The 20,600-nt window shown below is 70.2% G+C and carries 22 protein-coding genes and 1 pseudogene; 18 read left to right on the plus strand and 5 right to left on the minus strand.

The window, feature by feature from the left end:
* Positions 1 to 445: 445 nt before the first annotated feature.
* Complete coding sequence (locus ABZ079_RS23250; RefSeq protein WP_356941348.1) at positions 446 to 2,152, minus strand: glycoside hydrolase family 18 protein; 1,707 nt, start codon at positions 2,150 to 2,152, stop codon at positions 446 to 448.
* A gap of 341 nt (positions 2,153 to 2,493) precedes the next feature.
* On the opposite strand from ABZ079_RS23250, the gene ABZ079_RS23255 reads away from it, so the two are divergent.
* From ABZ079_RS23255 to ABZ079_RS23320, 14 genes are all read left to right on the plus strand, one after another.
* Positions 2,494 to 3,336 carry a hypothetical protein gene (locus ABZ079_RS23255; protein WP_356941376.1) on the plus strand — a complete coding sequence of 281 codons (843 nt, stop codon included), beginning with the start codon at positions 2,494 to 2,496 and terminating at the stop codon, positions 3,334 to 3,336.
* A 122-nt stretch (positions 3,337 to 3,458) separates the two neighbouring features.
* Positions 3,459 to 4,166, plus strand: coding sequence for a Flp pilus assembly protein CpaB (cpaB, locus tag ABZ079_RS23260; RefSeq protein ID WP_356941349.1), 708 nt, complete (start codon positions 3,459 to 3,461; stop codon positions 4,164 to 4,166).
* A 12-nt stretch (positions 4,167 to 4,178) separates the two neighbouring features.
* A complete protein-coding gene (locus ABZ079_RS23265) occupies positions 4,179 to 5,429 on the plus strand; it encodes an AAA family ATPase (protein ID WP_356941350.1) in 1,251 nt (416 codons plus the stop codon).
* 7 nt (positions 5,430 to 5,436) lie between these two features.
* Complete coding sequence (locus ABZ079_RS23270; protein WP_356941351.1) at positions 5,437 to 5,820, plus strand: TadE family protein; 384 nt, start codon at positions 5,437 to 5,439, stop codon at positions 5,818 to 5,820.
* A 1-nt stretch (position 5,821) separates the two neighbouring features.
* On the plus strand, positions 5,822 to 6,163 hold the full coding sequence (locus tag ABZ079_RS23275; protein WP_356941352.1) for a TadE/TadG family type IV pilus assembly protein: 342 nt from the start codon (positions 5,822 to 5,824) through the stop codon (positions 6,161 to 6,163).
* A 23-nt stretch (positions 6,164 to 6,186) separates the two neighbouring features.
* Entirely contained in the window at positions 6,187 to 7,524 is a 1,338-nt protein-coding gene (locus ABZ079_RS23280) for a CpaF family protein (RefSeq protein WP_356941353.1), read from the plus strand.
* Positions 7,525 to 7,536: 12 nt separating this feature from the next.
* On the plus strand, positions 7,537 to 8,481 hold the full coding sequence (locus ABZ079_RS23285) for a type II secretion system F family protein (protein WP_356941354.1): 945 nt from the start codon (positions 7,537 to 7,539) through the stop codon (positions 8,479 to 8,481).
* 16 nt (positions 8,482 to 8,497) lie between these two features.
* The gene (locus tag ABZ079_RS23290) at positions 8,498 to 9,385 is read left to right on the plus strand and encodes a DUF5936 domain-containing protein (RefSeq protein WP_356941355.1); all 888 of its coding nucleotides are present in this window, start codon (positions 8,498 to 8,500) and stop codon (positions 9,383 to 9,385) included.
* A gap of 187 nt (positions 9,386 to 9,572) precedes the next feature.
* Positions 9,573 to 10,958 (plus strand): histidine kinase, encoded by a 1,386-nt coding sequence (locus ABZ079_RS23295; RefSeq protein ID WP_356941377.1) that lies wholly within the window; start codon positions 9,573 to 9,575, stop codon positions 10,956 to 10,958.
* A 12-nt stretch (positions 10,959 to 10,970) separates the two neighbouring features.
* Complete coding sequence (locus ABZ079_RS23300) at positions 10,971 to 11,729, plus strand: response regulator transcription factor (RefSeq protein ID WP_356941356.1); 759 nt, start codon at positions 10,971 to 10,973, stop codon at positions 11,727 to 11,729.
* 125 nt (positions 11,730 to 11,854) lie between these two features.
* Positions 11,855 to 12,040 carry a hypothetical protein gene (locus ABZ079_RS23305; protein WP_356941357.1) on the plus strand — a complete coding sequence of 62 codons (186 nt, stop codon included), beginning with the start codon at positions 11,855 to 11,857 and terminating at the stop codon, positions 12,038 to 12,040.
* Complete coding sequence (locus tag ABZ079_RS23310) at positions 12,040 to 12,630, plus strand: pilus assembly protein TadG-related protein (RefSeq protein WP_356941358.1); 591 nt, start codon at positions 12,040 to 12,042, stop codon at positions 12,628 to 12,630. Before ABZ079_RS23305 ends, ABZ079_RS23310 begins: the two co-directional genes overlap by 1 nt.
* A gap of 64 nt (positions 12,631 to 12,694) precedes the next feature.
* Positions 12,695 to 13,240, plus strand: a complete 546-nt coding sequence (locus ABZ079_RS23315) for a hypothetical protein (protein WP_356941359.1) — start codon at positions 12,695 to 12,697, stop codon at positions 13,238 to 13,240.
* A 7-nt stretch (positions 13,241 to 13,247) separates the two neighbouring features.
* Positions 13,248 to 13,880 (plus strand): OmpA family protein, encoded by a 633-nt coding sequence (locus ABZ079_RS23320; RefSeq protein WP_356941360.1) that lies wholly within the window; start codon positions 13,248 to 13,250, stop codon positions 13,878 to 13,880.
* A gap of 40 nt (positions 13,881 to 13,920) precedes the next feature.
* Here ABZ079_RS23320 and ABZ079_RS23325 read toward each other — a convergent pair whose 3' ends face one another.
* Together ABZ079_RS23325 and ABZ079_RS23330 are read right to left on the minus strand one after the other, a co-directional pair.
* Entirely contained in the window at positions 13,921 to 14,037 is a 117-nt protein-coding gene (locus tag ABZ079_RS23325; RefSeq protein ID WP_356941361.1) for a DUF3224 domain-containing protein, read from the minus strand.
* A gap of 23 nt (positions 14,038 to 14,060) precedes the next feature.
* Entirely contained in the window at positions 14,061 to 14,441 is a 381-nt protein-coding gene (locus tag ABZ079_RS23330) for a DUF192 domain-containing protein (protein WP_356941362.1), read from the minus strand.
* 94 nt (positions 14,442 to 14,535) lie between these two features.
* On the opposite strand from ABZ079_RS23330, the pseudogene ABZ079_RS23335 reads away from it, so the two are divergent.
* Positions 14,536 to 15,435 (plus strand): annotated as a pseudogene (locus ABZ079_RS23335) (LLM class flavin-dependent oxidoreductase); the annotation flags it as partial.
* Between the two features lie 158 nt (positions 15,436 to 15,593).
* Here the strand turns inward: ABZ079_RS23335 and ABZ079_RS23340 are convergent.
* The gene (locus ABZ079_RS23340) at positions 15,594 to 15,815 is read right to left on the minus strand and encodes a hypothetical protein (RefSeq protein ID WP_356941363.1); all 222 of its coding nucleotides are present in this window, start codon (positions 15,813 to 15,815) and stop codon (positions 15,594 to 15,596) included.
* A gap of 141 nt (positions 15,816 to 15,956) precedes the next feature.
* A complete protein-coding gene (locus tag ABZ079_RS23345; protein WP_356941364.1) occupies positions 15,957 to 16,454 on the minus strand; it encodes a DinB family protein in 498 nt (165 codons plus the stop codon).
* 52 nt (positions 16,455 to 16,506) lie between these two features.
* On the opposite strand from ABZ079_RS23345, the gene ABZ079_RS23350 reads away from it, so the two are divergent.
* The 3 genes from ABZ079_RS23350 (at position 16,507) to ABZ079_RS23360 (ending at position 20,512) form a co-directional block, all read left to right on the plus strand.
* Positions 16,507 to 17,292, plus strand: coding sequence for a class I SAM-dependent methyltransferase (locus ABZ079_RS23350; RefSeq protein ID WP_356941365.1), 786 nt, complete (start codon positions 16,507 to 16,509; stop codon positions 17,290 to 17,292).
* A gap of 742 nt (positions 17,293 to 18,034) precedes the next feature.
* Positions 18,035 to 18,808, plus strand: a complete 774-nt coding sequence (locus ABZ079_RS23355) for an isoprenyl transferase (RefSeq protein ID WP_356941366.1) — start codon at positions 18,035 to 18,037, stop codon at positions 18,806 to 18,808.
* 375 nt (positions 18,809 to 19,183) lie between these two features.
* Positions 19,184 to 20,512: a PhoH family protein gene (locus ABZ079_RS23360; protein WP_356941367.1), complete on the plus strand. Its 1,329-nt coding sequence runs from the start codon at positions 19,184 to 19,186 to the stop codon at positions 20,510 to 20,512.
* The last annotated feature ends 88 nt before the right edge of the window (positions 20,513 to 20,600 follow it).

Below are 20,600 nucleotides of genomic sequence, written 5' to 3' on the forward strand. Positions count from 1 at the left end.
TAAGGGATCGAGCGGCTCGTGGGGAGAACCGCTCTCGACGCCCTCAGCCTGCCGCCCCCCGCACCGCGCCGACAGCTCCCTCTTCGGCCTGCCCGACGGAAAGCCCCGACGGCCTGCCCGTCCGTGGCGCCGTACGGCCTGCCCGGTCGGCTACCGCTCCAACTCGCCTGGAGCGCCCAGCTGTTGCATCGGGCGTTCGCATCGGCGTGGCCGACACCTCCCCTGACGTTCCCGAAATGGGCCACCCGCCGAGGAGGCCGAGGAGGGGCGGGATCGAAGTGTTGGCGGCCAGTTCGAAGCTGCCCGAGTACCTGTTCCGGTCCGCAGGGATCCCCCATGGTGTAGGTGGGATCGACCTGCTTCTGGAGGATCGCAGAGTCCACCGGCCACGACAGTGCCCGGAGCCGCGAAGGCACCGGGCACTGTGCGTCAGGGAGCGGTGAGGTCACGGCAGCGCGTGCACATGCGCCCCCACCGAGTTCGACCACGCGTTGCCCGAGGACGCGTCCCAGTTCGTGGACCAGGTCATCGCGCCGCGCAGGCCGGGGTAGGTCTTGGACGGCTTGAAGGTGCCGCAGCCCGTGCCCTTGGCCAGGCAGTCCAGGGCGTTGTTCACCACCGCGGGGGAGACGTAGCCGCCGCCGGCCGCGCTCGTGGAGGCCGGGAGGCCGAGGCCCACCTGGGACGGGGAGAGGCCGCCTTCCAGCTGGATGCAGGCGAGGGCGGTCAGGAAGTCGACCGTGCCCTGGCTGTAGACCTTGCCGTCGCAGCCCAGCATGGAACCGCTGTTGTAGTACTGCATGTTGACGACCGTGAGGATGTCCTTGATGTTCAGGGCCGTCTGGAAATAGGAGTTCGACGTCGACTGCATGTCGATCGTCTGCGGGGCCATGGTGATGATCAGGGACGCGCCCGCCTTGGCCGACAACGCACGCAGCGCCTGCGTCATGTACGTCGCGTTGAGACCGTTCTCCAGGTCGATGTCGACGCCGTCGAAGCCGTACGTCTGCATCAACGCGTACACGGAGTTCGCGAAGTTCGTCGCCGACGTCGCGTCGTTGATCGACACCGTGCCGTTCTGGCCGCCGATCGAGACGATGACCTTCTTGCCGGCCGCCTGCTTGGCCTTGATGTCCGCCTTGAACTGGTCGGCCGTGTAGCCGCCGAGGCCGGCCGAGTCCAGGTGGAAGGCCACCGCGCCCGGCGTCGAGGTCGCGTCCGCGAAGGCGACGGCGATGATGTCGTAGGCGGAGGGGACGTCCGACAGTTTCTGGACCTTCGCGCCGTTGTCGAAGTTCTGCCAGTAGCCCGTCACGGCGTGCTTGGGGAGCGTGCCGCCTCCGCCTCCGCCTCCGTCGCCGCTCGCGGAAGTCGTGCCCGTCACCGTCGCCGACTTCGCCGACTCGCCCGCCGCGTTGGTCGCCGTCACCTGGAAGGAGTACGACGTGGAGGCCGCGAGGCCGGTCAGCGTCGCGGAGGTGGCGGTCACCGCCGTCACCTTCGCGCCGTTCCGGTACACGTTGTAGCCCGTCGCGCCCGACACCGTGGACCAGGACAGGGAGACCGACGAGGAGCTCGTGCCCGAGACCGTCAGACCGGTGGGCGCGGCGGGGACGGTCGGGGCCGGGTCGCCGCCTCCGCCGCCGTCGGGGCCGTGGACCGAGACGTCGTCGGCGTAGTAGGCGGCCTGGCCGTACCAGCCGTGGGTGTAGACCGTGACGGAGGTCGTGGACGCCCCCGTGGTGAACGTCGTCGACAGCTGCTTCCAGGTCGTCGTGTCCGGGGTCCACGTCGAGACGTCCGTCGTCCCCGTGCCCGTCACGCCCAGGTAGGAGTAGCCGCCCTGGACCCACGCGCTCAGTGTGTACGTCGCGTTGGGCTTGACCGCCACCGACTGGGTGCACCGGGCGTTGTCCTGCCCGGCCGGAGTCGCCCTCAGGGCCGACGTGCCCCCGTGGACCGGGGAGGAGACCGTCGTGCCGCTGCCGGCCGTACAGGTCCAGTTGGCGAGGCCCGACTCGAAGCCCGCGTTCCTGACGTTCTCGACGTCCGCCGCGGACGCGGGGGAGGCGGCGGCGAGGCCCGCGACGGACAGGGCGAGGGCGGTGGCGGCGGACCACGTCGCGAACCGCCGTCTGCGGGGTCTGGGCATGCCTGGTGCGCGGTCCACTGGAGCCTCCGGTGGGGGAGTTCGGCGGGGAGAGGGTGAGGAACGGTGGCCACCGCTGGCCTACAAGTTGGTCCAGACCAATCCCGGTGTCAAGAGGTCCAGACCGAAACCGTCTCCGCCCGTCCACGCAACCTGTCCTGTTTTGGCGGGACTTGCGTCAAGAGAGTTCCCCACGAGCTTCACAAACGCTGTTCTCCGGTCACACGGCCGTGGATACAGTGCTCACGTAGTCACGCAATGAAGTCGTTCTGGCGCATTGGAGTTACACCGGTGGGCCGACGGGTGTGAAGAGCGGGGAGCTGCGCGTGCCAACTGCCATTGCCGTGACCAGTGCCGACATGGCGCTGCCGGCGCAGGACGAACGGACCATGCCCGCCGTCGTGTTGCAGGACCTTCACCAGCGGCCGCTGGACCAGGCCCTCACCGAGCTGCACACCCTGACCGAGCAGTACGGGTACCTGGTCGTCGTGTGCTCACCGGCCGTCCCGGAGCCCGTGTTACGTCGGCTGCACACCCTGCGCTCGCTGCTGGAGAGCGACCGCATCGCCTTCTTCCGGCCCGAGCTGCCGCCCCTCGGCATCGCCGTTCTGGCCAGGCAGCTGCGGCAACTCGCCTCCTGCGACCTGAGCCCGGGCGTCCTGGCCTCCGCCGGACGCCTGCTCACCCACTACATCCACGCCGGCGCCGTCCTCGGTTCCGTCACCAAGCTGGACCGCGTCCCGGTGGGGCTGAAGGCGCACGCCAAGTCCTGGGTACCGGGCAGCCAGTTCGCGGTCCTCGCCCACCCCGAGCCGCAGCTCGTGCGGATCGGACCCGGGGCCACCCTCAAGGGGCCCGAGTTCCACACCTGGATGCTCCTCGCCAAGGGACAGTTGCAGAGCGACTGGGCCGCAGGCCTCGGCGCGGCGTGGAAGGCGCACGGCCTGCGCGAGACCCCGCTGCCCGCCGAGTCCCCCGTGTGGTGGGGCACCGGCCGGATGATCGAGTTCTGCAGCTACCTCGCCGACCTGCCGGTCCTCTACCAGCTGGTCACCTCCGTACGGCAGACCAGCTGCCACTGGTGCGGCCTCGACGTCATCGGCGACCGCTGCGTCTTCTGCTCGGCCACCCCGGCCGCCCACGAACCGCCCGCGCCACGCGCCCTGCAACAACGCACGCCCGCCTGACCGGCCCGATACCCATGCGTCACACGACCGGCCCGGCGCAGACACGCAGATCCCGCTGGACCGGCCCGGCACAGACACTCACATCCCGCTCGACCGATTCCCCCAATGAGGTTGCACGGTTCATGAACTCCCGTCAGCGCCGCGGCGTGATAATCCTGATCCTGTCGGCCCTGTGCGCTCTCGGCGCGTTCGCCGGTGTGCTCTCCGTCGTCCGCGACGTGAATTCCAAGGTCGGTCCCGAGGTCACCGCCTACCGGGTCAAGTCCGAGGTCAAGCCGTACACCGCGCTGAGTACCGGCCAGTTCGAGAAGATCAAGATGCCCGAGCGGTGGCTGTCCGGCAACGCCGTCACCGATCTCCGCCAGATTCAGGGCAAGATCGCCGTGACCACCCTGCGGTCCGGCTCCCTCCTCCAGACCGACATGATCGTCGACCAGCCCGCCCTCCAGCCCGGACAGCAGGAGGTCGCCATCATGATCGACGCGGCGACGGGCGTCGCGGGCAAGATCACGCCCGGCTCGCGCGTCAACGTCTATGCCACCTTCGAGGGAGAGAAGGAAGGCGATCCCGACCAGTCGAAGATCATCGTGACCCACGCACGCGTCCTCGACGTCGGCCACATCACCGCCCTCGACCCCGACGACAGCAAGAGCCGGCAGCAGCCCACCGAGGCCGTTCCCATCACCTTCGCGCTCTCCACCCTCGACGCGCAACGCATCACCTATGCCGAGTCCTTCGCCCAGCGCGTCCGGCTCGCGCTGGTGGCCCCCGGCGGCGAGACCGGCGTCCCCGACAAGGACCGCACCTACGAACTCGCGACGGACAAGTGAGAGGCGGCCCGCATGCCCACCAGGATCCTCCCGGCCGGCGCGGACCCGGACGCCGTCCGCTCCCTCACCACCCTGCTCAGCCAGCTCCCCGACGCCGAACCGCAGCCACCGGCGACCGACTCCACCCAGCTGGTCGACACCCTCGCCCGGCTCGCCGCCGAGTCGGTCGACGAACTCCCGGAAGTGGTCGTCGTCCATGAACGCATCGGCCCGGTCCCGGCCCTGGAGCTGATCCGCGAGGTCGCCCTGCGCTTCCCGGCCGTCGGCGTCATCCTCGTGACCACCGACGCGAGCCCCGGCCTGTTCGCCGCCGCCATGGACTCCGGCGCCCGCGGCCTGGTCGCCCTCCCGCTGTCTTACGAGGAACTCGCCAACCGCGTCCAGGCCGTCGCCCAGTGGTCCACCGGCGTACGACGGCACCTGGGCCACGGCGCCGAAGCGTTCGCCGGGGCCGGCGGAACGGTCGTCACCGTCAGCGGCGCCAAGGGCGGCACCGGCGCCACCCTGGCCGCCATCCAGCTGGCCCTCGCCGCCCAGGCCTCCGGCCGCGCCACCGCCCTCGTCGACCTCGACCTCCAGACCGGCGACGTCGCCTCCTACCTGGACATCCAGTTCCGCCGGTCCGTGGTCGACCTGGCCGCCATCACCGACATCTCGCCCCGCGTGCTCGCCGACGCCGTCTTCCGCCACGACACCGGCCTCGCCCTGCTCCTCGCGCCCGGCGAGGGGGAACGCGGCGAGGAGGTCACCGACCGCGCCGCCCGCCAGATCGTCAGAGCCCTGCGCTCCCGCTACGAGGTCGTCCTCATCGACTGCGGCTCCCAGCTCGGCGGGGCGGGAGCCGCGGCCGTCGAAATGGCCGACACGGCCCTGCTGGTGACCACCCCGGACGTCATCGCCGTACGTGCCGCCAAGCGGACGGTACGGATGTGGGACCGGCTCCAGATCCGCAAGGCCGAGGAGACGACGGTGGTCGTCAACCGGCATACGCGGCACACGGAGATCCAGCCGCCCCTGGTGCAGCGCATCACCGGCACGGCCCTCGCCCGCACCGCCGTCCCCGCCAACTTCAAGGAGCTGCAAGGGGTCGTGGACGCCGGACGGGTCCATGAACTCGACGGCAGGAGCACGGTGAAGCAGGCCCTGTGGGCGCTCGCGGGAGAGCTGGGACTCGTGAAGCCGGCGGAGGGGGGCTCGCATCGCGGGAGCGGACGGGCGCGCGGTGACCGGGGATCGGTGAGCTTCCGCCGGCGGAAGGAGTGAGGGCGCTGTGAGGCGACGACCGGATGGGGACCGGGGGCAGGTCACGATCGAGTTCCTGGGCATGGCTCCGCTGATCATCCTGACACTGGTGCTCATGTGGCAGGCCGTGCTCGTGGGGTACGCCTACACCCTCGCGGGGAATGCTGCGGACGAGGGGGTGCGGGCGGGGACGGCGGCGGCCCGGGGGGAGCGGTTCGGCGTGTGCCAGCAGGCGGCACTGCGGCATCTGTCAGGAGCGTGGCGAGGGGGTGCCAGCGTGCGGCACTGCGACGGGACCGGTTATGTCACGGCAGACGTCGACCTCGAGGTCCCGGTGCTCTTTCCCGGTTCGATCGACTTCCCGGTCACGGTGCACGGTCACGCCGGCGCCGTGGAGGAGGTGAAGCGCTGAGATGTCGTTCCACGGCAGAGGTGACAAGGGCCAAGTCGCCATCGAGTACCTGGGGTTCATCCCCATCCTGCTGATCGTCGGGCTGGCCGGGTTCCAGATCGGGGCGGTCGCCTACGCCGCCGAGCAGGCCGGTACCGCGGCCCGGGCCGGGGCACGGGCGGCGTCGCTACGACAGGACGCGCAGCAGGCCTGCGCGGAGGCCGTCAGTGCCGGGATCACGGTGGGCTGCGACCTCGTCGAACAGGGGGACTCCGTCAAGGTCACCGCCACCGTCCACATCCCGAAGATCGTCTGGGACCTCGGCAACGCCACCAAGACCGCCACCATGCCGCTCGACCACTGACCAGGACCGAGGAGCTGCGGACCATGAGCCTGCGGGCACGTATCACCACTCCGGAGGAGCACGGCAGCCGGGGCGAGGACGGGCACCTGGTCGCCTCCTACCGGGCCAAGCTGCTGGAGGAGATCGACCTCGCGGAGATGAGTTCGCTGGCCGCCGCCGAGCGCCGGGCCCGGCTGGAGCGGGTGCTCGGGCACATCATCAGCCGCGAGGGCCCGGTGCTGTCGACGGTGGAGCGCTCCCAGCTGATCCGCCGGGTCGTGGACGAGGCGCTGGGCCTCGGCATCCTGGAACCGCTCCTGGAAGACGCGTCGATCACGGAGATCATGGTGAACGGCCCCGACGCGATCTTCGTCGAACGCGGCGGCCGCGTCGAGCAGCTGCCGCTGCGTTTCGTCTCCGCCGACCAGCTGATGCAGACCATCGAGCGGATCGTCTCCACGGTGAACCGCAGAGTCGACGAGTCGAATCCCATGGTGGACGCCCGCCTCCCCTCCGGGGAGCGCGTCAACGTCATCATCCCGCCGCTGTCCCTGACCGGCCCCATCCTGACCATCCGCCGCTTCCCGCGCTCCTTCACGCTCCAGGAGCTGATCGGTTTCGGCTCGCTCGACGAGCACATGGTCTATCTGCTGGCGGGCCTGGTGCAGGCCAAGTTCAACATCATCGTCTCCGGCGCGACCGGCACCGGGAAGACGACCCTGCTGAACGCCCTCTCCGGGCTGATCCCGCCGCACGAACGCATCATCACCATCGAGGACTCCGCCGAACTCCAGCTCCAGCAGACGCACGTGGTACGCCTGGAGTCACGCCCGCCGAACGTGGAGGGCAAGGGGCAGGTCACCATCCGCGACCTGGTCCGCAACTCCCTGCGGATGCGCCCCGACCGGATCGTGGTCGGTGAGGTCCGCGGCGGCGAGTCCCTCGACATGCTCCAGGCCATGTCCACCGGCCACGACGGCTCCCTCGCCACCGTGCACGCCAACAGCGCCGAGGACGCCCTCACCCGGCTGCAGACCCTCGCCTCCATGTCCGACGTCGAGGTTCCCTTCGTGGCGTTGCACGACCAGATCAACAGCGCGGTCGACGTCATCGTCCAGCTGACCCGGTTCGCCGACGGCGCCCGCCGCATCACCGAGATCGCCCTGCTCGACAGCCACGGCGGGGAACCGTACCGGCTGGCGACCGCGGCCCGCTTCGACGCCCGGCCCATGACCCCGGACGGCCGTGTGTACGGCACCTTCCAGTACTTCCCGCTGCCCCGCCGTACCGCCGACCGCCTCTACATGGCGAGCCAGCCCCTCCCGCAGGCCTTCGGCGTCGCCCGCTCCGAGGACCAGCTCGCCACCCGAGAAGCCAGGTAGGTAGGCCACCCCATGGAACTGCACACCCTCGTCCAGCTCACCACCGGCGTGACGCTGCTGACCTGCGTCCTGGCAGTGGCCGGCGTGCACGCCTACGCATCGGGCCGGGCTCAGCGCGCGGCCCTCGTCGACCGTCTCGTGCACACCGGCCGGCCCCCGGAGACCGGCCGCGGGCGCCGCTTCCGCGACCTCGACCGGCGGCTGCGCCGTACCCGCTTCGGCCGCTGGCTCGAACTCCGCCTGGCTACGACCGGCCTGGACGTCACACCGGGCGAGTTCTTCGTCTACATGCTCGCCGTGGTCGCCGCCCTCTGGCTGATCGGCCAGGCCACGCTCGCGCCCTTCTTCGGCCCCCTCGCGGGACTCCTCGGTATCGGGGCGGCCGTGCAGTTCCTCAACTGGCAGCGCCAGAAACGCATCGAACGCTTCATCAACCAACTCCCCGAACTGGCCCGCATCCTGGCCAACGCCACCCAGGCCGGCCTCGCCCTGCGCACCGCGATCGGCATGGCGGCGGAGGAGCTGGAGGCCCCGGCCGGCGAGGAACTGGCCAAGGTCGCCGACCAGCTGGCCATCGGTCACTCCCTGGACGACGCGCTCGGCGAACTCGCCGACCGCCTTCCCTCCCGCGAACTGGTCGTCCTGGTCACCACCCTGGTGCTGTCCAACAGGGCGGGCGGCCAGGTGGTGTCCGCCCTGCGCAACCTGACCGAGACCCTGGAGGAACGCAAGGAGACCCGGCGCGAGGTCCGCACCCAGCTCTCCCAGGTCACCATGACGTCGTACGCCGTCCCCGTCCTCGGCATCGGCGCCCTGTTCCTGATGAACGGCGTCAAGGACGGCGCGCTGGAACGCATGACCGGCTCACCGGTCGGCCAGGCCTGCGTGATCATCGCGTTCGCCATGTACGCCGTCGGATTCGTCCTCATCCGGCGCCTGAGCCGGATCGACGTGTGAGGAGGACTCGGACTCCATGGGATTCCTGCTCGCACTGCTGATGGGCCTGGGCGTCTGGGGCGTCTTCGCCGGCATCCGCATGTACCGCGCCGACGCCAAGCTCCCCGGCGACCTCGCCGTGGCCCTGGAGGTCGGTGCCACCCGCACCGGTGCGGTGGGCTCGGTCATCGACCGGATGGGCATGCGCTACGCCCCCGCGGTACTGCGCCTCATGGGCCCTCGGCTGGTCGCCAAGTACCGCCGCAAGATCGACCTCGCGGGCAACCCCGGCGGCCTGACCATCGACCGCTACGCGGCCCGCCGCGCGGTCTACGGCGCACTGGGCGGCGTGGGCTTCCTGGTCTTCCTGCTCCGCGGTCAGTGGTTCGTGGCCCTGCTCCTGCTGCTCTTCGGCGTGTTCTGGACGGAGGTGGGCATCTGGTCGGCCATCCGCGTCCGCAAGGACGTCATCGAGCGCACGCTGCCCGACTTCCTGGACGTGCTGGCGGTCGTGGTCAGCGCGGGCCTCGGTTTCCGCCAGGCCCTGGACCGGGTCGCCTCCCGGTACGAGGGCCCGTGGTCCGACGAACTCCGCATCACCCTCCGCCAGATGGACCTCGGCATGAGCCGCCGCCAGGCCTTCGCGGAACTGCGCCGGCGCAACGACTCCGAGCAGGTGGCCATGTTCGTCACGGCACTGCAGCAGGGTGAGGAACTGGGCGCCCCGATCGTGGACACCCTGGTCTCCCTGGCCAAGGACATGCGCCGCACCGACGCCCAGAACGCCCGCCGCAAGGCCGCCCGCGCGGTGCCCAAGGCCACGCTGATGATCACCACGTTCATGGTCCCGGCGACGATGCTCCTCCTCGGTGCGGGCCTGCTGCTGGGCTCCGGGGTGGACTTCGGTTCACTCACGGGGGAGTGAGGCGGCCGTGACGGTGACAGGGCTGACGGGGCGCGGGGGGCACGTCGGAGGTGTGTCCTTCGGCGGGTGGCTGAGGGGGGTCACCGGCTGGTCGGCGCGCACCGAGAAAGTGGAGAAGGCGGCGCAGGGGGTGGCGGGGGCCGAGCGGGACGAGGCGGCCGGGACCGAGTTCGGGGGGCAGCAGGCGATGCCCCCGGCCGAGACCGGGGCGAGCCGGTCGGTGGCCCCGGCCGAGTCCGACGGGGACCGTACGGTGTCCCCGACCGAGCCGTCCGAGAAGATCCAGGTCCGTGCGCTGCAGGCGTTGTGCCGGCAGGTCTTCGGTTTCCGGCTCGCCATGATCGCCCTGGCCGCCCCCGCCGCCCTGCTCAACGCCGCCCCCGGTCTGGGCGCCCGCCTGGTCGGCGCGGCCGTGGTCGCCACCTTCATGGTGTCCTACGCCCTCTTCCGCGACTGGGAACGCTTCGGCCCCCTGCTCCTCCGCCACCCCAGCCTCCTGGCGGCCGACACCCTGTTCGGCTCCCTCCTCCTGATCTCGGCGGGTCCTGACACCACCCTCGCCTACGTCAGCGTCTGCACCCCGCTCCTGGCCGGCCTGGTCTACAGCTGGCGCGGCGCGGCCTGTTTCGCCTCCCTGCAGTCCCTGATCCTGCTCCTCGTCCACACGACCCTGAAGGCCGACCGGCACGCGCCTGTCGCCGAGGCCCTGCTCCTGCCCGGCCTCTGCGTCGTCGCCGGCGCCATGGGCTCGACCCTGCGCAACCTGATGCTCCGCTTCGGCGCCGCGACCCAGGCCCTGACGACGGTCCAGGCGCGCCTCGCGGCGGCGGAGGCGGTGAGCACGGAACGCGCCCGGCTGGCCCGCGAGATGCACGACTCCGTGGCCAAGACCCTGTACGGCGTCGCCCTGGCGGCGGACGGCCTGGCGGCAACCGCCTCGGCCGACGCCCCCGATCCCGCGCGCATCAGACAACAGGCGGAACTGGTGTCCCGTTCGGCACGCAGAGCGGCGGCGGAGTCACGGGAGCTGCTGACGGACCTACGACGGCAGCGGCCGGCCAGGGCGGAGAAGACGACGCCGTGGCACGAACTGATCGACAGCGCACGCGACTTCACTGCCCGGACCGGCCTTCCGGTCACCTGCCACTGGCCGGACCGCGCCGACCTCCCCGCGCTGCCCGCACCCCTGACCCGCCACCTCCTGGCCATCGCCGCGGAGGCACTGGAGAACGCCCACCGCCACGCGTCCGCGACCCACGTGGACGTACGCGCCGCGGTCCACGGCGATCTGCTGCGCCTCACGATCCATGACGACGGCACCGGCCTCCCGCCCGGCACCACGCTCGAACGTCTCCGCGCCTCAGGCCACTTCGGCCTCCTCGGCATGGTCGAACGAGCCGCACAGGCGGGCGCCCGCATCCGCATCGGCCGGGGCGGCCACGCGCGAGGGACGGAGGTGCGGATGGAACTCCCTCTGGGTCCCGCGACCGCGCCGAACCGGACCGCCCCGGTGCCCCCCGTCCCCCCGACCCCCTCCGTCAGCCCTGCCGGCCCATCCCCCCGGGAAGCATGAGAGGAGGCAGCGATGCAGCACACCCACCCGCGGCCGGACTTCCCGCCGCCCACGCCCGCCGGCCCGCCCCTGCGGCTGCTGGTCGCCGACGACAATCCCGTGGTGCGCGCGGGCCTGACCGCTTTGCTCTCGGGCCGCGCGGACACCACGGTGGTGGCGGAGGCGACGGACGGCCGCGAGGCCTACGAGGCGGCGCTCCGGCACCGGCCCGACGTCATCCTCCTCGACGTCCGGATGCCCGGGGTCGACGGAATCTCGGCATTGCCGCATCTGGTGCGCCTGGCCTCCGTCATGATGCTCACCTACAGCCACGAGACGGAGACCGTGCGCGAGGCGCTGCGGCTGGGGGCGGGGGGATACCTGGTGCACGGCGAGTTCACGACGGAGCAGTTGCTACGGGCGGTACGGGACGTACGGGAGGGACGGACGCATGTGACACCGGGGGCGGCGGAGGCTTTACTGACCGAGCTGCGAGGAAGTGCACCTGCACACGGGGACAGTCAACTCCCCGTTGCCTTGGGTGAAATTCCTCCCCCACCTCTTTCGCAATTGCAACGACCTGTGGGACAGTCGTTCCGGTCGCGGTTCCGGCTGAGTACGAGGGAGGCGGAGATCATGGACCTCATCGCGTCCGGCATGACCAACCAGCAGATCGCCGCGACCTGCTTCATCAGCGAGAAAACGGTCAAGAACCACATCAACCGCATCTTCGCCAAGCTCCACACCACGACTCGATCCCAGGCGGCCGCGAAGTGGCTGGGGGTGGCCTGAGATGGCAGACCGGGGGAGCGCTGACGGCCGGGAATGGGCCCGAAGTTGGGCCCTGGGGCCCTTGGGCGGGTGCTGGGCGGGGTCCTACGTTTACGGGATCCGAAGCGAAGCCGGAGGGGAGCACCATGAGCGACTGGATGCTGAAGTTGATGGTGGCCATGCAGCGTCGCAGCGACGACAAGGGGCAGACCGCCGTCGAGTACCTCGGGATCATCGCGGTGGTTGTGGCGATCGTGCTGGCGATCACGGGTACGGACATCGGCCAGTCGATTCTCGACAAGATTCAGGCGAAGATCCAAGAGGTCACTTGATGTGTCGGCGCCACCTCGGTGACGCAGGGCAGGCCTTCCCCATCTACATCACGGTGGTGGCGGGCCTGCTCTTTCTTGCGTTCGCCTACCTGGCGGTCGGTCAAGCGTCGGTCAATCGGAGCGGCGCACAGACCGCGGCCGACGCGGCAGCGCTGGCGGCAGCCCAGAATGCCCGGGAGCAATTGGCGAGCATGTGGGTGGACGACCTACTGGATCCCGCGACGTGGCAAGACATCTTCGACGGGAAACCGGACATAGCCGATCCCTGCTGGCGCGCCGGCCAGCTTGCCGCACAGAACGATGGTCACCTAGACGACTGCCGTCCGCTCCCACCTCGCAAGTACAAGGCGAAAGTGACGACCAAGAAGCCAGTCGGCGACTCGGTCGTACCCAACACGGAAAACATCAAGTCGACGGCTTCTGCCATCGCCGAAATCGAGCCGCTCTGTACTTTCCAACTCACGGACGGTGCCGACGACGACACACTGCCCCCACTCGACTGTGACGGCAAGGTCTGGAAGCTGGATCCGGCTGACCGGGCAGAGCTACCCAAGCCCGAGGACCTCTTCGACGTCCACCTGGTCGACTGATAACCGAACCACGAGCGAAAAGGAAAGCGGAGCAATGAGGTTCACTGCGAAAGTCCGCACTGGGATGGTCGCGATGGCCATTGCTGGTGGCCTGACTCTCGGCGTGGCCGGTTGCGGCGGTGGGGGCAGCGACGACAAGAAGCCGCACGCCTCAGCATCCGCCTCCAAGCGGACCGGCTCCGAACCGAGTCCTCAGGAGGGGCAGTCCGACAAGCCGTTGGCAGAGCTGAAGGGACCGAGCGGGCTGCTGCTTCAGATCACATCTACACAGAGGGACTCCGGCGGATTCGTCACGGTAAGTGGCACTTTGAAGAACGACAGCGGCAGTGCCGTGATCATCCCCTCCAACGTGCGAGGGAATGAAACCGAGATCATTAGGAATGGCAGTTCGCTCGGGGGCGCCACGCTGGTGGATACAAAGGGGAAGAAGCGATATTACGTCTTGCGAGATACGGACGGGCGGCCTCTTACAACTACCGGGTTGACATCGTTGAAAGCCGGTCAGGAGTGTCCCGTCTTCATGCAGTTTCCCACCCCCCCAACCGCCACAACCCAGGTCGGTTTCCAACTGCCCGGTTTCCCGATGGCCACCATCCAGATCTCCGGGTGAGGCCCAAGTGACCACCACGCCCCGTCTCACCGTCACTCTCGCGGCAGCGGCCCTCGTGTTCGCCGCCGGTCTGCACGGCGCCCCCGCAGCCCGCGCCGACGACACGGACCCCAGTGAACCCCCCGGCACCGAACCCTCCGCCACCGCTCCGGTGAAGGTCGACCCGGCCGACCCGGATCTGAAGCTGCCCGAGGACGCCACCCTGGCGGAGCCGAAGGTGTTGGACATCAAGTCGGTCGTGGAGGACCAGAGCGGGGACGAGCGCAGGGAAGACACCAACGCCGACGTGACATTCGCCCTGCAGGCCGAGGTGCTGTTCGGGAAGGACAGCGCCAGGCTCAGCGCGGAGGCGAAAGCCCGCATCGCGGCCATCGCCGGGGAGATCAGGAAGCAGAACGCGGCCCGGGTCCGCGTCTTCGGCTTCACCGACAACCTGGGCTCCTCCGCCCATGGCGACATCCTGTCCAAGCAGCGCGCCAACGCCGTGCAGGCCGTCCTGGACCAGGACCTGAACGCCCCGGACGTCACCTTCGAGGTCCGCGGCTACGGCGAGCAGTACCCGATCGCCGACAACTCCACCGAGGCCGGACGGAAGAAGAACCGCCGGGTGGAGGTCTCCTTCCCCCGAAGCCAGGAGTGAGACGGAGCCCAGGTCGCGAACCCCGGAGCGGCCGGCTCAGTCAGTCCCCGACGTCGTACTCGAACCAGATCCGATGGGTGCCGTCCGCGTCGATCGAAAGACCGCCGGCCCCTCGGATCCCGGCCAGCGCCCCCGTCCCGCTGCCCGGCACGATCACGAAGAACTCCCTTCACCCCTCCATCACTCCGTCCGAACCTCCACCCGGGCCCCCGCCCGTACCCCCCACCCCGCCATCGCCCCCGCCTCCGTCTCCAGCACATGCCGGGCCCGCAGCCGGGGCAGGCCCAGCCGGCCCGGCTTCATCGTGCGGACGGCGACGACGGTCAGCCGGCGGTCCAGGTAGGCGACGTCGATCGGCATCCGCATCCGGAAGGTATGCACTCCGCTCGCCGGTGACAGCAGCATCGCCCCGTCGATCGAGTCCCGGCCCAGCAGCCCTTTCGTCCGGGCCCGGTAGGACGTCGCGATCTCCAGGGGGACGGTCACGGCCGCCGCGTCCGCGGAGGACCCCCGCACGATCAGCCTTCCTCGTCCGTCCCGCCAGCGCGCTCGCCGTCCCATTCCCCGTCCTTCCTCTCCCCGGAACCGTCAACCCCCTGGAACCGTCAACCCACCGGAACCGTAAACAGGTTGTCCTCATCTCGTCCTCCCCACTAAGAAGGGCGACATGACTCGACTCGGTGCCGTGTTCCGCCCCCAGCTCCCTCCCGAGCGGCTGCGGGCCGTCGCACGGGCCGCGGACGGCGCGGGGCTCGAAGAGCTGTGGCTGTGGGAGGACTGTTTCCGGGAGGGCGGCATCTCGACGGCCGCCGCGGCGCTCGCCTGGACGGAGCGGGTGCGGGTCGGTGTCGGGCTGCTGCCCGTACCCCTCAGGAACGTGGCCCTCACCGCGATGGAGGCCGCCTCCCTGCACCGGATGTTCCCCGGCCGCGCGACCCTCGTCGCCGGGCACGGGGTGCAGGACTGGATGGGACAGGTCGGTGCCCGCGCCGCCTCCCCGCTCACCCTCCTGGGTGAGCATCTCGACGCCCTGCGCGCGCTGTTGCGCGGGGAGCGGCTCAGCATGCGGGGCCGGTACGTGACTCTGGACGACGTCGGGCTCGACTGGCCACCGAACCGCGCCGAGCAGGCGGGAGCCGTGGACGTGTTCGCCGGTGCCACCGGGCCCCGGACGCTGCGCCTTTCCGGCGCCAAGGCCGACGGCACCGTCCTCACCGCCTCCACCTCGCCGGACGGTGTTCGACGGGCCCGGCAGCTCATCGACGAAGGGCGGCGGGAAGCGGGCCGCGGCGAGCCGCACACGGTGGTCGTGTACCTGCTCGCCGCGACGGGGGCCGGCGCCGACGCCCGGCTGCACGCCGAACTCGTCGCCGAGGGGCTGGAGGCGGTGCCGGACGTGGGGGTCGCCGGGGACGCGGGTGCCGTGGCCGAGGCCGTGCGACGGCTGGCCGAGGCCGGTGCGGACACCGTCGTCCTCCAGCCGACCGGGGACGAGCCCGATCCTGAGGGCTTCGTGCGTTTCACCGCGGAGGACGTCCGGCCTCTGGTGCCGTAGCACCCGAGTCCGAGCCGCGAGCCGTTGATGCTCCTCTTGCTGTCAAGCGGCTTGGAGCCGGTCACGGTAGGCGTGAGCGAGGTCATCGGCCCTGCTGAGTCCTCGTTCCCGTCTGGAGACGGTCGTGGGCCAGACTGCGAAGTGCTGAGCGACGGCGGTCAGGGTGATGTGATGTTCTCGGCCCGCCGTAGGGGCCGCAGGTCGGCTATGTCGGGGCTGGTGACCGTGGTGGTAGGACACGCCGCGTATCCGGCGGAGGTGGTGGCGAACTCGGCGTCTGCTGCGAGATGGCCGCCGTTGTCGCTGATGACAGCGACGTGGATCGTGTCGGCGTGTGAGTCGACCCCGCCGAACACGTCCTGGTCCGCGGTGCCCTCCACCACGAGCACGATCCGGAGGCCGTCCGGCGGACGGGGTTCACCCCCCGGCCGCGGGACACCTTCCTCGTGCACTGGCGGCAGCGGGTGCTCGGCGATCCCGACTAACCCTGCTCATCCTCGGCGGCCCGCCCCCGTGACCGGTCAGCCCGCCCCCGTGACCGGTGGGTGGTCGCCGGTCGCCCCGTCGATCAGTTCGCGCAGGATGTCCATGTGCCCGGCGTGCCGTGCGGTCTCCTCGACCATGTGGACCAGGGTCCAGCGCAGCGAGACCCGGTGGTCCCGCCAGGACGGGCGGCCCTCCGCGTCCAGGGGCAGCGCGGCGATCGTACGGTCGGCGGCGGTGCGGGCGCGGCCGTAGAAGGCGACGATCCGTTCCGTCGTCTCGTCGGGGGTGACCCGCATGTCGTCGTACGGGTCGAACCAGAACGGTTCGGCCTCGCCGTCGAACGTCTCCACGAACCAGCCGTACTCGACCGAGGCCAGGTGCTTGACCAGGCCCAGCAGGTTGGTCCCGGTCGGTGTCATCGGGCGGCGCAGCTGCTCGTCGTCGAGGCCGTCCAGCTTCCGGAGCACTGCGTCCCGGTGTCGCTCCAGGCTCGCGTGCAGCGTGTCCTTCTCTGCGGCGAAGTAGGTCGTCATGCGGGCGGAAACTAGCAGGACCCGCCGGCAACGTCCTGCGATCATGAGTGTCATGACGGCGAACGGGACCTTCGAAGACCTCGTGGCGGAGGGCGCCGCCGTGCCCACCGAAGGGTGGGACTTCTCCTGGTTCGAGGGGCGGGCCACCGAGGCACGGCCCTCCTGGGGGTACGCGCGGTCGGCGGGGGAGCGGTTGGCCGGGGCCGGGGCCGCGCTCGACATCCAGACCGGCGGCGGGGAGGTGCTGGACTCCGCGCTGGGCAGGGCGGAGCCGGCCGGGCCGCTGTCGATCGCCGCCACGGAGGGGTGGCCGCAGAACGTCGCCAAGGCCACGGCGCTGCTGCGCCCCCGCGGTGTGGTGGTCGTCGCCGCCCCGGACGACGCGCCGCTGCCGTTCGCCGACGCGGCGTTCGACCTGGTGCTCAGCCGGCACCCGGTGCGCCCGTACTGGGACGAGATCACCCGGGTGCTGCGGCCCGGCGGCACGTATTTCGCGCAGCACATCGGGCCGGCCAGTGTCTTCGAGCTGGTCGAGTACTTTCTCGGACCCCAGCCGGACGAGATACGTGGGGGCCGGGATCCCGAGCGTGAGCGGGCCGACGCCGAGGCGGCGGGGCTGGAGGTGGTCGATCTGCGGGCGGAGCGGCTGCGCATGGAGTTCCACGACGTCGGCGCGGTCGTCCACTTCCTGCGCAAGGTCGTCTGGATGGTGCCCGGCTTCACGGTCGAGGCGTACGAGTCCCGTCTCCGCGCGCTGCACGAGCGGATCGAGAAGGAGGGCCCGTTCGTCGCCCACAGCAGCCGGCACCTCTTCGACGCCCGCAAGCCGGTCCGCTGACGAACCGGGCAGACCGGGAGGAAGTATTCGCTGTTCACCCGTGGTTCTCCGGCGGTTTCCACATCGTTATCGGAGCCGGTTCACGTTCGTCCCCCGGGTCACGTAAGTTCAGACCAAGGTAATTCGCGTCAGCAAAGCTGTGCGGACGGCACCGCGCGGTCGAGGGGGCTGCGCGGTGCCGCGAAACCAGGTGACCCACTCCCCGCCGGATAGCGGAATCGTCAAGTCACCATTCGCTGACGGAGTAGCCCGTCGGGGGGACCCGAGGGCGACTCGCCGATGTGCCCCAGGTGGCGTAAAACCTCCGGATTCATTCGTGTCCGGCCTGGTTTCCCTGGGATTCCGCTGTGATTCAGGCGCGAAACGCCCCTGAATCCAACGTTCCGCCCTCACCGTGGCGTCGCCGGGCGATTCCGGAGAGTAGTTGTGTCACGCCGATGCACCCACGATCCCTCACGAAGGGTTATGGTGGAAACCCCCCCTCGGGCCGGTCCGTCTCCCCCCCACGGACCGGCCCGTTTTCTGTCGGAAGTCAGATGCGACGGGCCGGCGTCCCCACCCGCGAGCGTGCGGCCGTGTTGGGCAGGCGGTTCCGCCGTGTGGGTCGCGACCAACCCCCGCACACCCGCGCCCGGGCACGGTCCGCCCCCATCCCCGCGACACGCCTGGGCCATGGCCGACCCGCGCGACGGTAGGCTCGACGGCTCCCGCACCCATCCCGCGCCAACCCCCGGAGGGCCACGTGAACCTGCGCGACAAGCTGCGCGGCCTGCTCGTCAGGCTCTACGCGCGCCGGGTGGAAGGTCATCTGGACCACGCTCAGGTGCCCAAGCACATCGGCGTCATCATGGACGGCAACCGTCGCTGGGCGAAGGCGTCCGGCTCCACCACCGTCCACGGCCACCGCGCCGGCGCCGAGAAGATCGGGGAATTCCTCGGCTGGTGCAGCGAGGCCGACGTCGAGGTCGTCACGCTGTGGCTGCTGTCCACGGACAACTTCGACCGCCCGCGGGAGGAGCTGGTCCCCCTGCTCGGCATCGTCGAGGACGTCGTCCGCACCCTCGCGGCCGACGGCCGCTGGCGCGTGCACCACGTCGGCACACCCGACCTGCTGCCCTCGCAGCTGCGGACGGCGCTGAAGGAGGCCGAGGAGACCACCGCCCACCTCGACGGGATACTCGTCAACGTGGCCATCGGCTACGGCGGCCGCCAGGAGATCGCCGACGCCGTGCGCTCCATGCTGTTCGACGCCCACGACAAGGGCGTGTCCCTGGAGAAGCTCGCCGAGTCCGTCGACATCGACATGATCGGCCGCCACCTCTACACCGGCGACCAGCCCGACCCGGACCTGGTGATCCGCACCAGCGGCGAACAGCGGTTGTCCGGATTCATGCTCTGGCAGACCGCGCACTCCGAGTACTACTTCTGCGAGGTCTTCTGGCCGGCCTTCCGCAAGGTCGACTTCCTGCGCGCCCTGCGCGACTACGCCGCACGTCACCGCCGCTTCGGCGGTTGAACCGCACGCCACACCGCCCCGTCCCCACCCGGTGACGGGGCGATGCCGTATACCCCGATTCGGGTGGAAGTAACAAGCAGTTCACCGGCGCGCTGTTGGCTACTTCTGCATGGCGACGCTCGTTCGAGGGCATAAGCCAAGCAGGTCGACGCCCGAACCACGGGTGTCGGATCTCAGCGGGCGGCATGGGGCCGTTCGCCCGGGAGGCCCCTTGCACCAGCCCGACCGTGCGGTCACCGCACGGAAGCAGCCGCGGAGGGCCGGTATCCGGCCCGCCCTGCGCGGGGGCCAGGGACCGGCCGCAATGTTCCCGCCCTCCCGGCCCGGCTTCCACTTCGTCGCTCCCCGACCTCATCCGAGGGGGTACGTCCTTCCGTGGTGACCAGCGCACAGCGCCACAAGCCAGACCGGCGCACCTACGTTCTCGACACCAGCGTCCTGCTGGCCGACCCGAACGCCCTGACCCGCTTCGACGAGCACGAGGTCGTGCTCCCCATCGTCGTGGTCACGGAACTGGAGGCCAAGCGGCACCATCCGGAACTCGGCTACTTCGCCCGCCAGGCCCTGCGCCTGCTGGACGACTACCGGGTGAAGAACGGTCGCCTCGACGCCCCCATCCCGATCGGGGAACTCGGCGGGACGATCCGTGTCGAGCTCAACCACTCGGACCCCAGCGTGCTGCCCACCGGCTACCGCCTGGGGGACAACGACTCCCGTATCCTCGCGGTGGCCCGCAATCTGCAGGCGGAGGGGTACGACGTCACTGTCGTGTCGAAGGACCTGCCCCTGAGGATCAAGGCCTCGTCCGTGGGCCTGCTGGCCGAGGAGTACCGGGCCGAACTGGCCATCACGGAGAACTCCGGCTGGACCGGAATGTCCGAACTGACGCTCTCCGGCGAGCAGGTGGACATCCTCTTCGAGGAAGGGCACGTGTACGTGCCGGAGGCCTGCGACCTCCCCGTGCACACCGGTCTGACCATCCAGTCCGAGCGCGGCAAGGCGCTCGGCCGGATCTCCGCCGAGGGCAACGTCCGCCTGGTGCGCGGTGACCGGGAGGCGTTCGGCATCAAGGGCCGCAGCGCCGAACAGCGCATCGCGCTCGACCTGCTGCTCGACCCGGACGTCGGCATCGTCTCGATGGGCGGCCGGGCCGGCACCGGCAAGTCGGCACTGGCGTTGTGCGCGGGCCTGGAGGCGGTCCTGGAGCGCCGTCAGCACCAGAAGGTGATGGTCTTCCGTCCGCTGTACGCGGTCGGCGGGCAGGAGTTGGGCTATCTGCCGGGCAGCGAGGCGGAGAAGATGAGCCCGTGGGCGCAGGCCGTCTTCGACACCCTCTCGGCGGTCACCAGCCGCGAGGTCATCGAGGAGGTCACCGCTCGGGGGATGCTGGAGGTGCTTCCGCTCACGCACATCCGTGGCCGCTCGCTGCACGACGCGTTCGTGATCGTGGACGAGGCGCAGTCCCTGGAACGGAACGTCCTGCTGACCGTTCTCTCCCGAATCGGTGCCAATTCACGGGTCGTTCTGACCCATGACGTGGCACAGCGGGACAATCTGCGCGTCGGCCGCTACGACGGTGTGGTCGCCGTCGTGGAGAAGCTGAAGGGGCATCCGCTCTTCGCGCACGTCACGCTGACCCGGTCCGAGAGATCCCAGATCGCCGCACTGGTGACCGAAATGCTCGAAGACGGCCACATCTACTGATCTTTTCGTTAGTTCAGTGGGTATGACGGGCTAGCTGGTGGGAGCCTGATGTTGTGTCTTTCAAGCCTTCGCCCGTTGTCTCCAGATC

Origin of the sequence: Streptomyces sp. NPDC006314, assembly GCF_040613075.1 — a bacterium.
GTDB lineage: Bacteria > Actinomycetota > Actinomycetes > Streptomycetales > Streptomycetaceae > Streptomyces.

What these genes read in the sequence shown, in the direction of transcription:
- ABZ079_RS23250 (WP_356941348.1), bottom strand. Translation starts at nt 2,152, where the DNA reads ATGCCCAGACCCCGCAGACGGCGGTTCGCGACGTGGTCCGCCGCCACC.
- cpaB (WP_356941349.1), top strand. Translation starts at nt 3,459, where the DNA reads ATGAACTCCCGTCAGCGCCGCGGCGTGATAATCCTGATCCTGTCGGCC.
- ABZ079_RS23265 (WP_356941350.1), top strand. Translation starts at nt 4,179, where the DNA reads ATGCCCACCAGGATCCTCCCGGCCGGCGCGGACCCGGACGCCGTCCGC.
- ABZ079_RS23275 (WP_356941352.1), top strand. Translation starts at nt 5,822, where the DNA reads ATGTCGTTCCACGGCAGAGGTGACAAGGGCCAAGTCGCCATCGAGTAC.
- ABZ079_RS23280 (WP_356941353.1), top strand. Translation starts at nt 6,187, where the DNA reads ATGAGCCTGCGGGCACGTATCACCACTCCGGAGGAGCACGGCAGCCGG.
- ABZ079_RS23285 (WP_356941354.1), top strand. Translation starts at nt 7,537, where the DNA reads ATGGAACTGCACACCCTCGTCCAGCTCACCACCGGCGTGACGCTGCTG.
- ABZ079_RS23290 (WP_356941355.1), top strand. Translation starts at nt 8,498, where the DNA reads ATGGGATTCCTGCTCGCACTGCTGATGGGCCTGGGCGTCTGGGGCGTC.
- ABZ079_RS23295 (WP_356941377.1), top strand. Translation starts at nt 9,573, where the DNA reads ATGCCCCCGGCCGAGACCGGGGCGAGCCGGTCGGTGGCCCCGGCCGAG.
- ABZ079_RS23300 (WP_356941356.1), top strand. Translation starts at nt 10,971, where the DNA reads ATGCAGCACACCCACCCGCGGCCGGACTTCCCGCCGCCCACGCCCGCC.
- ABZ079_RS23305 (WP_356941357.1), top strand. Translation starts at nt 11,855, where the DNA reads ATGAGCGACTGGATGCTGAAGTTGATGGTGGCCATGCAGCGTCGCAGC.
- ABZ079_RS23310 (WP_356941358.1), top strand. Translation starts at nt 12,040, where the DNA reads ATGTGTCGGCGCCACCTCGGTGACGCAGGGCAGGCCTTCCCCATCTAC.
- ABZ079_RS23315 (WP_356941359.1), top strand. Translation starts at nt 12,695, where the DNA reads ATGGTCGCGATGGCCATTGCTGGTGGCCTGACTCTCGGCGTGGCCGGT.
- ABZ079_RS23330 (WP_356941362.1), bottom strand. Translation starts at nt 14,441, where the DNA reads ATGGGACGGCGAGCGCGCTGGCGGGACGGACGAGGAAGGCTGATCGTG.
- ABZ079_RS23345 (WP_356941364.1), bottom strand. Translation starts at nt 16,454, where the DNA reads ATGACGACCTACTTCGCCGCAGAGAAGGACACGCTGCACGCGAGCCTG.
- ABZ079_RS23350 (WP_356941365.1), top strand. Translation starts at nt 16,507, where the DNA reads ATGACGGCGAACGGGACCTTCGAAGACCTCGTGGCGGAGGGCGCCGCC.